A 15,739-nucleotide genomic window follows, 5' to 3' on the forward strand; every position below is an offset into this window, starting at 1 on the left:
ACGGCAAGCCGACGCACTGCTGTCACGCCCGGAGGATTCATGACCCCGCCACCCGCCTCACCCGATCCGTACGGCGCACTGCACCACGCGTCGTACGACGGTGAAGGCGACCAGCCACTGGTCCGCCCGTACGCCATGACCGGTGGCCGGACCCGGCCGCGCTACCAACTCGCCATAGAGGCACTGGTCTCCACCACGGCCGACCCCGCGCATCTGGGGACGCTGCTGCCCGAGCACCAGCGGATCTGCCACCTCTGCCGTGAGGTCAAGTCGGTGGCCGAGGTCTCGGCGCTGCTGTCGATGCCGCTCGGTGTGGCCCGGATTCTCGTCGCGGACCTGGCGGAAGCCGGCATGGTGGCCATCCACCAGCCGGGCAATGGAGAGGCCGGCGGCGCGCCGGATGTGACACTGCTCGAAAGGGTGCTCAGTGGACTTCGCAAGCTCTAGTGGCGGTGCTGCCCGCGCCACCACCTCGGCGAAGATCGTGGTGGCAGGGGGCTTCGGCGTGGGCAAGACCACGTTCGTCGGTGCCGTCTCGGAGATCAACCCGTTGCGTACGGAAGCCGTGATGACGTCCGCGTCCGCGGGCATCGACGACCTGACGCACACCGGGGGCAAGACGACGACGACCGTCGCCATGGACTTCGGTCGCATCACCCTGGACCAGGACCTGATCCTGTACCTCTTCGGTACGCCCGGTCAGGACCGTTTCTGGTTCATGTGGGACGACCTGGTCCGCGGCGCCATCGGCGCCGTCGTCCTCGTCGACACCCGCCGCCTCGCCGACTGCTTCCCCGCCGTCGACTACTTCGAGAACAGCGGGCTCCCCTTCGTCATCGCCCTCAACGGCTTCGACGGACACCAGCCCTACACCCCCGACGAAGTACGCGAAGCCCTCCAGATCGGCCCCGACACCCCGATCATCACGACGGACGCGCGACACCGCGCCGACGCCAAGAGCGGTCTGATCACGCTCGTGGAGCACGCGCTCATGGCACGGCTCAAGTAAGCACAAGTCGGTATTGCCATACGGTAGTTACCGTAGTCGGACGGGGGTGGACTGTGTCCTTTGACACGATCCACCCCCGTATTCATAACGTTTCGACAGAGAATTGCCCAGCGTTCGACACCCGACGCATCCGATTGGTGCCACTGCGCTCACCTGAGCCCCGCCTTTTGACGGGGCTCGTTCTTTATGCCCGTTTTATCTGAGGCCTGGGCCACTCGGAATGACAGGTTCCGACTGTTTGGAACGCGGCCGGTCCCCGTGCTGGAATTCGACGAACTCCCGAGTAGTACGGCCCTGAACAAAACACGGCACAGCGTAGGTGCCGACGCCGAGAGGTTGTTGGTCGAGTGAGGCGAAACAACGCGGGCTCCACGGCGCAGCAGGAGCGGGGCAACTTCACCCCGCCGCCGCGCGCCGCGGCGTCGTCCGCCGATGCGTCCGACGCGGCGGTGTCCGCCGGCGGCAGCGGCCGGTTGTCCCCGCGCAACTGGCGGGTGCCCACCCGGCTGAACGCGATTCTCCTGATCCCCGTCCTGGTCGGCCTGGTCATGGGCGGATTCCAGGTGAAGGGGTCGATCGACACCTGGCGCGAGGCACAGGACGCCGAGAAGACCGCGCTGATCGTGCGCGCGGCCGCCGAGTACGGCCAGGCGCTCCTCAACGAGCGTGACCTCTCCGCCCAGCCCCTCCTCTCGAACAAGCGTGACGCCGCCGTCATCGGCCAGGTCCAGGCCGCCACCGACAACGCCGCGGGCAAGTTCAACGAGGCTGTGAAGGGCATGCCCCGGAAGCAGGGCCTGGAGCGGCGCCTCCAGCTCTTCCGACTGGAGGAGCCCACCCTTCCCGAGCTGCGCAAGGCGGCCTTCGCCGAGGCCCTGGACCCGGTGAAGACGGAGGAGGGCTACGTCAAGGTCCAGCACTCCCTGATGGAGTTCAGCAACGAGCTGGGTCTGGGCACCGGCAACATCACCAGCTACGGCCGTACGGTCTACGCGATCGAGCTCGCCAAGGCTGCAGAATCGCTTCAGCGCTCCATCGGTATGCATCTGCTGGTGCGTCCGAGCCAGGAGAGGGCCAAGTTCGACGCCCAGGTCAAGGCCTTCGGCTCGTACAACTACCTGGAGCAGATCGCGCTCGGCGAGTTCACCTCCGGTGGTACGGAGGCCGACGCGGCCCGGCTGAAGCAGGTCTTGGCCGCCAAGGCGGACGAGGGTGCCGAGCAGCTGAAGAAGGCCAAGGAGAAGGCCGACGCGGCGGGGACCCCGTTCGTCGCCCCGCCCAGCATCGACGGCTCGGTGTTCGACGGCATGGCCCAGCAGATCGGTCAGGGCAAGTCGCCCGAGAAGCTGGCCGCGAAGGGCATCACGCCCGAGACCTGGATGGCCGCCGCCACCGCCAAGTTCGACGGCTACACCACGGTCGAGGACGAGCTCGTCGACAAGGCGGTGACCGAGGCCGCGGACATCTCGTCCAGCGCCCGGAACGACGCCGTCGTCAACGCCGCCGTCGTGATCGTCGCCCTGCTGGCCGCCTTCGTCCTGGCCGGCCTCATGGCCCGGCAGATGAGCCGCTCGATGCGCCGGCTGCGTACGGCCGCCTTCGGGATCGCCGAGCAGCGGCTGCCGATGCTGGTCGACCAGCTCTCCCGGGCCGAACCGGGCCGGGTCGACACCCGCGTCCAGCCGATCCCGATCCACAGCCGCGACGAGATCGGCGAGGTCGCCCGCGCCTTCGACCAGGTGCACCGCGAGGCGGTCCGGCTGGCGGCCGAGCAGGCCATGCTGCGGGGCAACGTCAACGCGATCTTCACCAATCTCTCGCGCCGCAACCAGTCGCTGATCGAGGGCCAGCTGACCCTCATCACCGACCTGGAGAACAACGAGGCCGACCCGGACCAGTTGGAGAACCTCTTCCGGCTCGACCACCTGGCCACCCGTATGCGCCGCAACGGCGAGAACCTCCTGGTCCTCGCCGGCGAGGAACCCGGCCGCCGCTGGAACCAGCCGGTCCCGCTGGTCGACGTGCTCCGCGCCGCCTCCTCCGAGGTGGAGTCGTACGAGCGCATCGAGCTCTCCGGGGTGCCCGAGACCGAGATCCACGGCCAGTCGGTCACCGACCTCGTGCATCTACTGGCCGAACTGCTGGAGAACGCCACCACGTTCTCCTCGCCGCAGACCAAGGTGCGGGTCACCGCGACCCGGCTGCCCGACAGCCGCGTGGTGATCGAGATCCACGACAAGGGCATCGGCCTCACCGCCGAGGACTTCGCCGACATCAACCACAAGCTGGCCAACCCGCCGACCGTGGACGCCGCGGTGTCGCAGCGGATGGGTCTGTTCGTGGTCGGCCGGCTCTCCGACCGGCACGGCATCCGGGTCCAGCTGCGCCCCTCGGGCGAGCAGGCCGGAACCACGTCGCTGGTCATGCTGCCGGACGCGATCACCCACGGCGGCGGCGGCGAACCGGCCGCCGCGGCGGACGACTTCACCGTCTCCTCGATCATTCCGGAGCAGCAGAGCTTCGAACAGCAGCCGCCCCAGCCGCACATGCGCACGGCGGCGGAGCTCGGCTTCGACGACTCCCGCTACGAGCAGCCCTCGGCGGAAACGGCGCAGCTGGACCCGGTGGGCCGTTCGCTGATGCGCGAGGAGCGCCGGGCGGCGCTGGGTGCGCAGACGGCGGGCGAGCACCCGCAGTTCCCGCAGGATCCGTACGCCGACGGCCGGTACGCCGGGAACGGATACGCCCAGGAGCCGCAGCAGGCGCCGTACGAGGGCGGGTACGACCCCTACCGCGCCGACCCGGGCTTTGCCCAGCAGCCCGAGCAGGGTCTGCCCGGTGGCTATGCGGAAGCCACGTACGCGACCGGTGAGACCCTGCAGCCGTCGTACGAGGAGCAGTTCGCTCCCCAGCCCCATCAGGACGACTGGCCGGATCAGGGCGCCTACCAGGGTGCGTACGAGCCGTCGGCACCGGCGGAAGCGGAATCCGTCCCGAGCGCCCCCGCCGAGCCGCAGGAGCGCGTAGGCTTCGATCATCCGGGGCCCACGCCCAACTCCGGCCACGAGCTGACCGAAGCCGGTCTGCCGCGCCGGGGCGGTCAGCAGCACTGGCAGCCCACCGGTCGTGGGAACAACCGGCCCGTCGCCGCGCAGCAGCCGCAGCCGCAGCAGCAGCAGGAGGAACTGCCGCAGCAGCCGTCGCCCGCGCAGCAGGACGGGAACGGCTCCGACGACTGGCGCTCGGCCAACGACGAGCGCTGGGAGCGGGCCGAGAAGCTCCGGGAGCCGAAGGCGGGCGGGATCACCCCGTCCGGACTCCCCCGACGGGTGCCCAAGGCCAATCTGGTCGAGGGCACGGCGGAGCAGACTCTGCAGGGCGGCCCTCAGGTTTCCCGTGCCCCCGAGGACATCCGCGGCAGGTTGAGCAACCTGCGGCGGGGCGTACTGCGGGGACGCAGCGCGGGTTCGGACGACAGTAATACCTACAACCAGGAGCGTTAGTGTGAGCCCGATGAGCCAGGCGGCGCAGAATCTGAACTGGTTGATCACCAACTTCGTGGACAACACCCCCGGGGTGTCGCACACGGTGGTGGTCTCCGCCGACGGACTCCTGCTGGCCATGTCCGAGGGATTCCCCCGTGACCGTGCCGACCAGCTGGCGGCCGTCGCCTCCGGGCTGACCTCGCTGACCGCGGGCGCCTCGCGGATCTTCGAGGGCGGCGCGGTGAATCAGACAGTTGTGGAGATGGAGCGCGGATTCCTCTTCATCATGTCCATTTCCGACGGATCGTCCCTTGCCGTTCTCGCACATCCGGACGCCGATATCGGTCTGGTTGGTTACGAAATGGCCCTTCTCGTCGACCGTGCGGGCAGTGTCCTCACCCCGGACCTCCGTGCTGAACTGCAGGGAAGTCTTCTTAACTAGTAGACAGACAGTGCGTTTCACGCCACCGGGCCATAAGGTGCGGTGGCGCGGACCCACTGGGATCGGGACCGGCAGTCGGAGGAGGAATCGTGGACACACCCCAGGACGGACACCCGTACAACGGTGGCCGACAGGTACCGGGTGAGCACGGGGACAACCGGTTCAACTTCCCCTCCACACCCAGCGGACAGGGCGCCCAGCAGCCTTACCGGCCCTACCAGCAGCCGCAGCAGCAACAACAGCCGCAGGGCAGCCAGCAGGGTTCCGGGTGGCCCCCGCAGCGTCCGCACCGTTACGACCCGCCCCGGACGCCCCGTATTCAGCCGGTACAGCCGCGGCAGACCCCCGAGCCTGCCGCGCCCTCCGCGCACAATCCGCTGGTTCGTCCGTACGCCATGACCGGCGGCCGGACCCGACCGCGCTACCAACTCGCCATTGAGGCGTTGGTCAGTACCACGGCCGATCCGTCCCGGCTGCAAGGGCAGTTGCCCGAGCACCAGCGGATCTGCCGACTGTGCTTCGAGATCAAGTCGGTCGCCGAGATTTCGGCACTGCTCTCGATCCCGCTCGGCGTTGCCCGGATCCTCGTAGCCGACCTGGCAGAGGCCGGACTCGTCGCTATCCATCAGCCCGGCGGCGACGAGTCCGCCGGCGGCCAGCCAGATGTGACACTGCTCGAAAGGGTGCTCAGTGGACTTCGCAAGCTCTAGCGGCGGAGCAGCCCGCTCCACTACCTCGGCGAAGATCGTGGTGGCAGGGGGCTTCGGCGTGGGTAAGACCACGTTCGTCGGTGCCGTCTCGGAGATCAATCCGCTGCGCACCGAAGCCGTGATGACGTCCGCGTCCGCGGGCATCGACGACCTGACGCACACCGGGGACAAGACCACCACGACGGTGGCGATGGACTTCGGTCGCATCACCCTGGACCAGGACCTGATCCTGTACCTCTTCGGTACGCCCGGTCAGGACCGTTTCTGGTTCATGTGGGACGACCTGGTCCGCGGCGCCATCGGCGCCGTCGTCCTCGTCGACACCCGCCGCCTCGCCGACTGCTTCCCCGCCGTCGACTACTTCGAGAACAGCGGGCTCCCCTTCGTCATCGCCCTCAACGGCTTCGACGGACACCAGCCCTACACCCCCGACGAAGTACGCGAAGCCCTCCAGATCGGCCCCGACACCCCGATCCTGACCACGGACGCGCGACACCGCGCCGACGCGAAGAGTGCGCTGATCACGCTCGTCGAGCACGCGCTCATGGCGCGGCTGCGGTAGGGCCCCCACGGTCCGGACGTACGAAAGGGCCCCGCACTCCCGAGGGAGTGCGGGGCCCTTTCACGCGTTGCGGGTCAGCCCTGCCAGGAGTGTGGGGCGCGGAAGCCCGGCGTGCGCTCCAGGCGGCGCCACCCGGCGGTGTTGCGGCCGCGGTGGGCGGCGGGAGCGGCGGGCTGGGCTGCGGCGCGGGCGAGCAGGACCGCGGTTATCGCGGCCAGCTCCTCGGGGTCGGCGAGGCCCTTCTCGACGCGCAGGACGGACTCGGCAGCAGTGGTCATGGGTGGTTTCTCCGTCTTCTCGGCAGGCAGGTCTTCGCGGGCTCGGCAGGGGACTGCGCGGAGTGCGGACTACTGCGGGGGGTTGCCGTGCTTGCGGGACGGCAGGTCGGCGTGCTTGGAACGGAGCATGGCGAGCGAGGCGATCAGCACCTCGCGGGTCTCGGCGGGATCGATGACGTCGTCGACCAGGCCGCGCTCGGCTGCGTAGTACGGATGCATCAGTTCCGCCTTGTACTCCTTGACCATGCGCTTCCGCATGGCTTCCGGGTCCTCGGCGTCGGCGATCTGCCGACGGAAGATGACGTTGGCGGCGCCCTCGGCGCCCATCACCGCGATCTCGTTGGTCGGCCAGGCGTACGTCAGATCCGCACCGATGGACTGGCTGTCCATCACGATGTACGCACCGCCGTAGGCCTTGCGCAGGATCAGCGAGATCCTCGGCACCGTGGCGTTGCAGTACGCGTAGAGCAGCTTCGCACCGTGCCGAATGATTCCACCGTGCTCCTGATCGACCCCGGGCAGAAAGCCGGGTACGTCCAAAAGAGTGATGATGGGAATGTTGAATGCATCACACATCTGGACGAAGCGGGCCGCCTTCTCGGAGGCCTCGATGTCCAGGACACCGGCGAGGGACTGCGGCTGGTTGGCGACGATGCCGACGACCTGGCCGTCCATGCGGGCCAGGGCGCAGACGATGTTGCGGGCCCAGCGTTCGTGGATCTCCAGGTAGTCGCCGTCGTCGACGAGCTCCTCGATGACCTTGTGCATGTCGTACGGGCGGTTGCCGTCGGCCGGGACCAGGTCCAGCAGGACGTCGCCGCGCCGGTCGGCGGGGTCGTCGCTCGCGGCGGCGGGCGGGTTCTCGCGGTTGTTGGAGGGCAGCATCCCGATCAGGTAGCGGACCTCGGCGATGCAGGTCTCCTCGTCGTCGTACGCGAAGTGCGCGACGCCCGAGGTCTCGGCGTGCACATCGGCGCCGCCGAGCCCGTTCTGGGTGATCTCCTCGCCGGTGACCGCCTTGACGACGTCCGGTCCGGTGATGAACATCTGCGAGGTCTCGCGGACCATGAACACGAAGTCGGTCAGCGCCGGGGAGTAGGCCGCGCCGCCCGCGCACGGGCCGAGCATCACGCTGATCTGCGGGATGACACCGGAGGCCCGGGTGTTGCGCTGGAAGATCCCGCCGTACCCGGCGAGCGCGGAGACGCCCTCCTGGATACGGGCGCCCGCGCCGTCGTTCAGCGACACCAGCGGAGCACCGGCCGAGATGGCCATGTCCATGATCTTGTGGATCTTCGTGGCATGGGCCTCGCCCAGCGCACCGCCGAAGATCCGGAAGTCGTGCGCGTAGACGAAGACCGTACGGCCGTCGACCGTGCCCCAGCCGGTGATGACACCGTCGGTGTACGGCTTCTTCTCCTCCAGGCCGAAGCCGGTCGCCCGGTGCCGGCGCAGCTGCTCGACCTCATGGAACGAACCCTCGTCGAGGAGCAGCGCGATGCGCTCACGCGCCGTCAGCTTGCCCTTGGCGTGCTGCGCCTCGGTCGCCCGGTCACTCGGTCCGCGACGGGCCTGCTCACGCAGCGCCAGCAGTTCGGCCACACGGCCACGGGTGTCACTCGGCTCGCCCGGGGTTTCGTCCACAACGGTCATGTACCGACCCTACGAAGCCGAGCAACCAAACCCTGCCGTCGACTCCGTACAGTCTCCTGACCCGTTTCCTGGTGAAGCCCGACAGAATCCGGGCGGCGTGCAGGCGAAGTACCAGCCAGTACGGGTCACTCTTTGTGCGAGTTCGACAAAGGCTCACTGTGGTCTGCTGCACACCCCTGTCAGCCTCCGGGTGTGGTCCGGTCGGGCGTTCCGGACGCGTTTGGCGTCCTGGGCGCGTTCAGTGTCCTGGGCGCGTTCAGCGTTCTGGACGCGTTGGACGTCGTCCAGCCGGTCGCGCACCGGGGCATCGGGGTGGGCGATGGTCAGCAGCACCGCCTCGTAGAAGGCGTCCCGTACGGCGGCGGGCATCACGTCGGACGCGTCCAGACAGAGCGGCACCCGCTGGTCGGTGAGACGGTTGCTGATCTGCTTCTCGACCGTACCGCTCCTGGCGGGCACGTCGGAGCTCGGTGAGAATACCCCGGCCCTGCGGCCCCACTCCTCCTGGGCCGGGCGCGAGGTGAGCCGGGTGAGCAGATCGCGGGCCTGTGCGGAGTTGCCGAAGAGCGCGGCGAAGTCGGCGGACACCTCGCGGCCCTTGATCCTCGGGCCCGAGGGCAGCAGCGGCGCGGAGTCGGTGAAGGCGGCCCGCCCGCTGTGGTCCCCGTAGAAGGACCGGGCGAAGGAGCCCTGGTGCTCCAGGTCGCAGCCGCCGTCGAAGAGCAGTCCGCGCCCGCCGGGCACGCCCCGGTGGTCGCTGAGCAGGGCCCGGCGTGCGGCGTCCGGGTCCTGGGCCAGCAGGCCGGCCCACAGGCTCCAGGCGTTGATCACCGGAGCGTCCGTCCAATTCAGGTCCCCGGTCGCCCATCGCTCGTACAGCACCGGGCCCGCCGTCTGCAGGATCAGGTCCTCGATCCAGTCGCTGCCCGGCCAGCCGGACGCCCCGTCGTCGCCCATGCCGATGCACCAGGAGGTCAGCGGCGCGGGGTAGGAGGGCGGCGGCCGGTCCTTGCGGTACCAGACGATGCTCTTGAGGTCCGCCTTGAGCGGTACCCAGAGACCGGCCTCTATGCCCTCCGCCTCCGGCTGCCAGGGCCTGCCGTACTTCGCGCCCGCGCCCTTGCCCAGCGGGTGCAGCCGCCGCTCCGCGGCGTACTCGACGAGGTCCCCGACGCCCGGCAGGATCGCGATGTCGGGCGGGTTGCCCGCCTGCACCGCGGCGAGCAGGACCTCCCGGGTGGCGGCGGTGCCCTGGTAGGTGTACGGGGTGCCCAAGGTGTCCAGGACGGCCTTGAAGTGGGTCTCCTGGTTGTCGGTCCACGGCCCGAGGATCGTCACCTTCGGCTGGTCGTCGCCGCCGCCGGGCGCGGCGAGTCCGCAGCCCGCCGCGGTCAGCGCCAGACACAGGACGAGCAGAAGGGCGCGGGCGCGCAGCATCATCCGGTCCTCCAGTAGTCGGCGTTCAGGTGCCGGCCGATGCCGATGGCGGGCAGCAGCACGATCAGGGCACCGGCCGCGAGCGCCCCGTAGTAGATGCCGCTCTGCCAGCCCTGGGCCGCCAGTCCGGCGCGGACCCGGGTCGATGTGTCGGTGACGGCCTGCTGGGATCCGGCCAGGTCGCTGTGGTCGTGGGCCTGTTGCTCGATCCGGATCAGCCCGTCGCGGGCGGCGCCCAGCCGGTCCTGGGTGTTGCTCGTCGCGATCAGCGGGCCCGTCGCCAGGAAGACGACGGCCAGCAGCGAGACCAGCAGGCAGAGATCGAGGCTGTGGCCGCAGCGGGTGCGCAGCACCCACAGTGCGGAGAGGGTGATCACGACCATGGCCAGCAGGCCGAGTTCGGCGACCGCCCAGCCGGACCACTGCGAGGGACTCATCGAGCTGAACGCGTCGATCCGGGCCATCTGGTGCCCCTGGAGGATGTCCAGGCGCGGCACCACACCGGTGCCCTCGCGGGTGAGGAGCATCTCGGCCTCGGCGAACTTCTCCTTCTGCATCAGGTCGTCCGACACGTACTTCACCGCGCCGGGGGTGATGGAACTGCTGTACGAGGTGAGCACCCCGTTCACGGTTTCGAGCACGCCCCGGCCGCGGTCCCCGTCGATCTGTACGTCGGAGAGCCGGGACAGGCCCTGGTCGGCGGCGGCGAGCTGGTTCTCGTAGCGGGCACCGGCACCGACCACATCGGCGATGCCGTACTTCACGGAGCCCTCGGCCTCCTTGTGGGCGCGCAGCAGGGCGAGCTGGGTGGCGGCCACGCCCTGCACGGCGGGGGCGCCATGGGTGCGCATCTCGCCCGCCGAGATCTGGACCTCGCGGTACGAGACGAGCAGGGCGCTCATCGAGACCAGGGCGGCCACCAGCATCGCGGCCAGGTGTCGCTCCAGCAGCCGCCGGGTCCTGGACCGGTAGACGTTCCTGCCCGATCCGGGTCGGATCCTCACAGCGGCCTCCCGCAGTCGATGCAGAACACGGCCGCGGGTCCGGCCGGATGGTCGCAGTGCGGGCAGGGGACCGCCGGTCCGTCCCGGGTCGTCGCGGGCAGCTCCACGGGGTGTCCGGAGGTGATGCTCAGCATCCCCTGGCGGACGGCGCCCGGGTCGACGGTCGGCCCGACCCGGACGACCCCCCGGGGGCCGTCCACGATGCGGGCGACCTTGCGGACCTCGGCCAGGGCCCAGTCGGCGGCGATCTCGGTGGCGAGCCGGACGGCGAGTCCGAGCTGCGCCTCGGCCCGCTCGCGGCTCTCCAGGTCGAGGGCGGCGTACCCGTGGTTGAGGGCGGTCCGCATCTGCGTGGAGACGTTCATGGTGTGGATGTTGCGGTCGGCGGCGCCGGAGATGCGCGCGGTGGCCGCGGCCGTTCCCGACGGCAGCCAGCGGACCACCACCGCTTCGGTGGCGCCGCCGACGGTGACCGCGGCGAGCTGGAGGGGCACTCCCAGCGGGTCGTTGCTCGCGTCGACCCGGAGGGTGAGGAGGTAGTCGCGGGACTCCGGTTCCCACTGGTGGGTGCGGAACTCCAGCCGACGCGGATCGTCCCGGACCGGGTCCGGCTCCAGCCGCTGCTGGTGCGGGGCGGTCTCGGTGAGCGTCACTTCCCGCACCGCCGGGCGCACGGACACCTCGATGGGGAGCTCGGGGCTGCGGACCCGGCGCAGCCTGCCCAGGGCCGTGGCGACGGCGGGGGCGAAGGCGTCGGGCGAGGAGACCGCGGCGCCGTGCAGCCGTTCCGCGACGGCGATCAGCGGAGCCGGGTCCCAGCCCGCTCCCGGAGCGATGACATCGGCGGTGAACTCTCCCTCGCAACAGGCGAGTTCGATGCTCAGCGCACTGTCCGGGCGTGCGGCGTCGCCCTCCTCCTCGGCCCGGCTGCCGCCGTCGGTGACGAGCAGCAGGTGCCGTACGGGAAGGGCGCGTTCGGCGAAGAGTTCACGGGCCCTGGCCAGCCAGCCGGTATATCCGGCCGGCTGCTGCCCCTCGTCGGCGGCGGCGATCCGTCCGACGCTGAAGGCGGCGTGGCGCCGGTCGTCGGGATCGGCGAGCGCCCACCGGCCGCTCAGCGGGTAGCACTGCGAGGCCCCGCCGCCCAGCACGGTGTAGGAGATTCCGTCGGGCAGGGCGCCCACCGCCTCGGTCAGCGCCGCGACGGCCGCGTCACGCCGCCCGGCGGCCACGTCCACCGCGATGACCAGGGCGATGTCGACGGCGGGAATCCGGTCGCGCGGCCCGACGGCGACTGCCCGGACCCTCACATGGGCGTCGATCCGGGCGTCCTGGTCCGGCCGGTGCTTCTTCGCGACCTGGACGGACAGGCCGATTCCGAGGCCGGACAACGCGGCGGTGCGGCCCATTCAGCTGCCTCCGGGGGTACGGCGTCGGGGTGGGAACCAGAAACGGGTCTGCGGGCGGACGGCGTGCGAGAGGTCGATGAGCTTCTCGTGGTCGGCGGTGTCCTTGCACTGGCGGGCCATCCAGCGGTAGCACCGCGCCAGTTCCTCCCGTACGGCCGGTTCCCCGGGCACCGGTGCCGGTGGCAGTCCGCGCCGCCACCAGCTGCCGTCGTACCGCGGGCCGCGGGCCTCGGCCCGGACGGCGTCGAGCTTCCACTCGTACAGTTCGGTGCGCAGCAGCCGGGCCGCTTCGTCGCCCGTCACCACGGACGCCGGATGCGGTCCCGGGCCGCCCTCGCGCAGCGGGACCGCGGCGAGCACGGCGTCGATCCGCCGCTTCCCGGGCAGCGGCCGGTCGCCCGCCGCGAGCCGGGCCGCCCGGATGCGCAGCGCGGCGATCCGGGCGACGGTGTGGTCCCGCGACTCGTCCGGCACCAGGTCCAGGACCTCGACCGCCGCGTCCCGGTCGCCGCGCGCCAGGGCCAGCCTGGCCAGACCCAGCGCGGCACCGACGTGGGAGGGGTTGCGGGCGTGCACGGCCCGGAAGAGTTCGTACGCCGACGGGATCGCACCGGCCGGGCGGTCCGGGCCGAGCTGTTCCGTGACGTAGGCCAGGGCCAGCTTCGCGGCGTACTCGCCGGGCAGCGCCCGGTGGACGGCGGCGAAGTGCTCCAGGGCGGCCTCCAGCAGCTGCCGCCGGTCGTCCAGGACCTCCGCGCTGCGCAGCGCGACGAGTCCCCAGTGCCAGCTCAGCCGCCACTGGCGCACCGGTCCGGGGCCGGGGATGGCGTTCGCCGCCTCCACCTGTTCGCGTGCCCGGGTCAGCGCGTCGCCGCCCTCCTGGCCGAGCAGCAGCCGGGCGTTGTGCAGGCAGATCTCCACCGACCGCTCCCCCTCGGCGGGCTGGGCCAGCAGCCGGCCGGGGTCGTAGCTGCTCACCAGGAACCGGGCGGCCTCCGGGTCCCCCGGGTAGGGCCTGGGCACCGGCAGCCGCCGGGCGATCTCGGTGGGGGTGGGGAGCCCGGAGTCCAGGGCGGGTGCCTCGCGCGTCTCGTCGCGGCGGTGCGGGGTACGGCCCAGCCAGTGCGCGTAGTCGGGTACGGAGCCCAGTCCGGCGCCGAGCAGTTCGGTGGACGGGGTGAAGTAGGCGGACGGTTCGGTCCGGTCCCCTTTTCCGCGCAGCGCCCGGATCTCGCGCAGCACTCCGCGCAACTGGCCGGCCATCTCCTCGGCGTCGGCGAACCGGCGTTCCGGGTCCCGGTCGGTCGCCCGCTCCACCACCAGGCGGAACGAGCTGATGCCGAGGCCGGGTACATCGTCGCCGACCGCCCAGCCCGCCAGTTCGGCCAGTGTCACCCCGACCGTGTGGATGTCGTGGGCGATGGTCAGCGGACTGCCCCTGACCGTCTCGGGCGCGGCGTACTTGGGGGTGATGACGGGCGGCGGCCCGGCGGACCGGCTGCCCCGCACCCCGCCGAGGTCGATGACCTTGATGCCGTCGTGCTGGTGGACGACGTTGGACGGCTTCATGTCCCCGTACAGGAATCCCATGCCGTGCAGATGGGCGAGGGCTTCGAGGATCTGGCAGCCGTAGGTGATGACGTGTTCGATGTCGAGGACGAAATTGCCCTGCCGGGTCGATTCGACGACGGCGGAGAGCGTGCGGTCGCCGACGTCCTGCATCACGATGTAGCCGCCGGAGACCGTGCCGTCCGCGCTGCTGGTGCTGACGAAGTCCCGAATCTGGACGATGCGTTCGTGCCGGATGGCGACGAGGCTGCGGCGTTCCTCGGCGGCTTGGGCGGCGCCCCGTTCCGCGTACCGGTTCAGCATCCCCTTCACGGCGACGAGGTCTTCCAGGTGGGTGTCGCGGGCGAGGTAGACCCAGCCCTGGCCGCCGTGGGCGATGGGGCCGAGGATCTGGTACTGGTCCTGGAGCAGCGGCCCGTCCCGGTCGAGTTCGGGGCGGTAGGAGTACGGGGCGCCGCACCTGGGGCAGTGGCCCTCGTCGGGCGGTGGGGCGGCGGTGTACGGGGCGACGAAGTACGTGGCGCAGGACTTGGCGGAGCAGCTCATCCTGACGTGCGCCTGTGTCACGGCGGCGCTCAGCCGCTGTGCGGGGGTGCTCGGGCGGAGCCGGGGCAGTTCCAGCAGCGCCCTGGGCCCGCACTTGTCGGGGGCGGTGGGCAGCGGCGGGAGTCCCGGGCCGTCCTCGGACCGGCCGCAGGTGTCGCAGTGGCCGGTGGGCTGCACGGCGCCCTCGCAGGGGGCTCCGGTGAACCGGCGGTGCGGGCAGGGAATCCTCATCGGCGGCCGGCCCTGCCCTGGTCGCCACGCGGTCCGGGTACGCCCGCCGGGCCGCGCCTCGCCAGATCCGCCCGGAGTTCGCGCAGCAGCGCGCGCAGGGCGGTGAGCCGCGCGTACGGGTCGCCGACGGTACGCAGTCGTGCCAGCTGCTGCCGGCGGCGGGCCGCGTCGGTGCGCGGCAGGGGGCTCAGGGAGGCCGACTCCACCAGGCCGTTCAGTCCGGCCCACTCCGTCTCGATGTCCTCGACGCGCTTGACCAGTTCGGCGGCCCGCTCGTCGAGGGCGGGTAACAGCAGGTGCCGCGCCACCTCGGTCGTCTCGTCACCGCCGCTGTCGCGCACGATGACGAGCACCCGGAAGCCGAGCTCCCGCACCCGTGCGAGCAGGGCCACCAGGCGGAGCGGCTGCCGGTCCTCGTCGAGTCCGATCACGGCGAGGCCGGGCCCCGCGCTCCCGGGTTCCCCGTCCGCCGGCCGCCCGGGTGCGGTGCCGCCCGTGAGCAGCCAGTCGCGGTATGCCTGGGCCTGGTGGCGGGGCGGCCGGAGCCTGGTCACCAGCTCGTCGACGAAGTGCTCGGGGGTGGTGCGTCCGCCCCGGTAGACGAGATGGGCGCGGTGCAGATGGTGGCTGAGGGTGCGGTCGCGCCCGCCGCCGTGCGGTACGACGCTGAAGCGCACCGCGGGCTCGTCGCCCCCGGCGAACCACCTCCGCAGCCGCCGGTCCAGCCCGCGGTCCCAGCCGTCCGGCCCGCTCAACTCCGCTACCAGCGGCACGAGTTCGGCGATGCGGTCGACCGGGATCATGTACGAGAACGCCAGATCGTTATCGGCGGGCAGCGCCAGATCGAGATCGCCGCGCCAGCTGACGACCATCCCGACGACCCGCTCGGGCGATCCGGACGGTCCGCCGCGCACCTGGACCGCGGCCCCGCTGAACCCCGGTTTCACCACCTGCTCGTTGCGCACGGCGTCGAGCTGGATCCACGCGCCGTGCGCTCCGCTGATCCGCCCGGTCAGCCACATCCCGTCGGCGAAGGACCGCGCGTACCCGCCGATCCACACCTCGTCGCCGCGCTCCAGGCTCCGTTCGAGTGTCGCGGGGGTGGCGTGCGGGCGTGGGCTCTCCAGGGCGAGTACGGCGATGTCCTCGCGGGTCGCGCCGAGACCGGGCAGCCAGCCGTCCTCGGCCACGTGTGCCCCGACCGGGGCGATGGCGGGGTTCTCGGCGAATTCCACCCGGATCCGGGCGTCCGGCTCCCCCACCACGTGCGCGCAGGTGAGCACCCGGTCCTGGGTGAGCAGCACACCGGCCCCGCAGACGGGCCCGTCCGCGTCGCCCCTCCGCAGCCGTACCCGCCAGTCCGCCTTCAACTCCCCCATGCCGCAAGAGAATACGCGCGTGACG

Annotated in this window: 13 protein-coding genes; 6 read left to right on the forward strand and 7 right to left on the reverse strand. The window is 71.1% G+C overall.

Annotation, left to right across the window (positions count from 1 at the left end; translation table 11 throughout):
• Nucleotides 1–39: 39 nt before the first annotated feature.
• The 6 genes from ACFVX4_RS26735 to ACFVX4_RS26760 all read left to right on the forward strand — a co-directional run bounded on the left by ACFVX4_RS26735 (nucleotide 40) and on the right by ACFVX4_RS26760 (nucleotide 6,208).
• Nucleotides 40–447: a DUF742 domain-containing protein gene (locus ACFVX4_RS26735; protein ID WP_003966010.1), complete on the forward strand. Its 408-nt coding sequence runs from the start codon at nucleotides 40–42 to the stop codon at nucleotides 445–447.
• Nucleotides 428–1,009: an ATP/GTP-binding protein gene (locus ACFVX4_RS26740; RefSeq protein WP_072487286.1), complete on the forward strand. Its 582-nt coding sequence runs from the start codon at nucleotides 428–430 to the stop codon at nucleotides 1,007–1,009. The genes ACFVX4_RS26735 and ACFVX4_RS26740 overlap by 20 nt, the downstream gene beginning before the upstream one ends.
• Before the next feature lie 347 nt (nucleotides 1,010–1,356).
• Nucleotides 1,357–4,512, forward strand: a complete 3,156-nt coding sequence (locus ACFVX4_RS26745; protein ID WP_389981550.1) for a nitrate- and nitrite sensing domain-containing protein — start codon at nucleotides 1,357–1,359, stop codon at nucleotides 4,510–4,512.
• A gap of 10 nt (nucleotides 4,513–4,522) precedes the next feature.
• On the forward strand, nucleotides 4,523–4,936 hold the full coding sequence (locus ACFVX4_RS26750; protein WP_006127847.1) for a roadblock/LC7 domain-containing protein: 414 nt from the start codon (nucleotides 4,523–4,525) through the stop codon (nucleotides 4,934–4,936).
• Nucleotides 4,937–5,025: 89 nt separating this feature from the next.
• Nucleotides 5,026–5,646, forward strand: coding sequence for a DUF742 domain-containing protein (locus ACFVX4_RS26755; RefSeq protein ID WP_389981552.1), 621 nt, complete (start codon nucleotides 5,026–5,028; stop codon nucleotides 5,644–5,646).
• Nucleotides 5,627–6,208: an ATP/GTP-binding protein gene (locus ACFVX4_RS26760; RefSeq protein ID WP_014048542.1), complete on the forward strand. Its 582-nt coding sequence runs from the start codon at nucleotides 5,627–5,629 to the stop codon at nucleotides 6,206–6,208. Before ACFVX4_RS26755 ends, ACFVX4_RS26760 begins: the two co-directional genes overlap by 20 nt.
• Before the next feature lie 74 nt (nucleotides 6,209–6,282).
• On the opposite strand, the gene ACFVX4_RS26765 is transcribed toward ACFVX4_RS26760, so the two are convergent.
• The 7 genes from ACFVX4_RS26765 to ACFVX4_RS26795 all read right to left on the reverse strand — a co-directional run bounded on the left by ACFVX4_RS26765 (nucleotide 6,283) and on the right by ACFVX4_RS26795 (nucleotide 15,714).
• Entirely contained in the window at nucleotides 6,283–6,486 is a 204-nt protein-coding gene (locus ACFVX4_RS26765; protein ID WP_266427068.1) for an acyl-CoA carboxylase subunit epsilon, read from the reverse strand.
• Between the two features lie 69 nt (nucleotides 6,487–6,555).
• Complete coding sequence (locus tag ACFVX4_RS26770; protein WP_389981554.1) at nucleotides 6,556–8,139, reverse strand: acyl-CoA carboxylase subunit beta; 1,584 nt, start codon at nucleotides 8,137–8,139, stop codon at nucleotides 6,556–6,558.
• Nucleotides 8,140–8,292: 153 nt separating this feature from the next.
• Nucleotides 8,293–9,579 carry a carbohydrate ABC transporter substrate-binding protein gene (locus ACFVX4_RS26775; protein WP_389981556.1) on the reverse strand — a complete coding sequence of 429 codons (1,287 nt, stop codon included), beginning with the start codon at nucleotides 9,577–9,579 and terminating at the stop codon, nucleotides 8,293–8,295.
• Nucleotides 9,576–10,580: a hypothetical protein gene (locus tag ACFVX4_RS26780; RefSeq protein WP_389981558.1), complete on the reverse strand. Its 1,005-nt coding sequence runs from the start codon at nucleotides 10,578–10,580 to the stop codon at nucleotides 9,576–9,578. The genes ACFVX4_RS26775 and ACFVX4_RS26780 overlap by 4 nt, the downstream gene beginning before the upstream one ends.
• On the reverse strand, nucleotides 10,577–11,989 hold the full coding sequence (locus tag ACFVX4_RS26785) for a hypothetical protein (RefSeq protein WP_389981560.1): 1,413 nt from the start codon (nucleotides 11,987–11,989) through the stop codon (nucleotides 10,577–10,579). Before ACFVX4_RS26785 ends, ACFVX4_RS26780 begins: the two co-directional genes overlap by 4 nt.
• The gene (locus tag ACFVX4_RS26790; RefSeq protein WP_389981562.1) at nucleotides 11,990–14,335 is read right to left on the reverse strand and encodes a tetratricopeptide repeat protein; all 2,346 of its coding nucleotides are present in this window, start codon (nucleotides 14,333–14,335) and stop codon (nucleotides 11,990–11,992) included. It abuts the gene before it with no gap.
• Nucleotides 14,332–15,714 (reverse strand): serine protease, encoded by a 1,383-nt coding sequence (locus tag ACFVX4_RS26795; RefSeq protein ID WP_389981564.1) that lies wholly within the window; start codon nucleotides 15,712–15,714, stop codon nucleotides 14,332–14,334. The genes ACFVX4_RS26790 and ACFVX4_RS26795 overlap by 4 nt, the downstream gene beginning before the upstream one ends.
• Nucleotides 15,715–15,739 lie beyond the last annotated feature (25 nt).

Source organism: Streptomyces sp. NPDC058240 (genome assembly GCF_042882135.1).
In the GTDB taxonomy this organism is placed as follows: Bacteria; Actinomycetota; Actinomycetes; order Streptomycetales; family Streptomycetaceae; genus Streptomyces.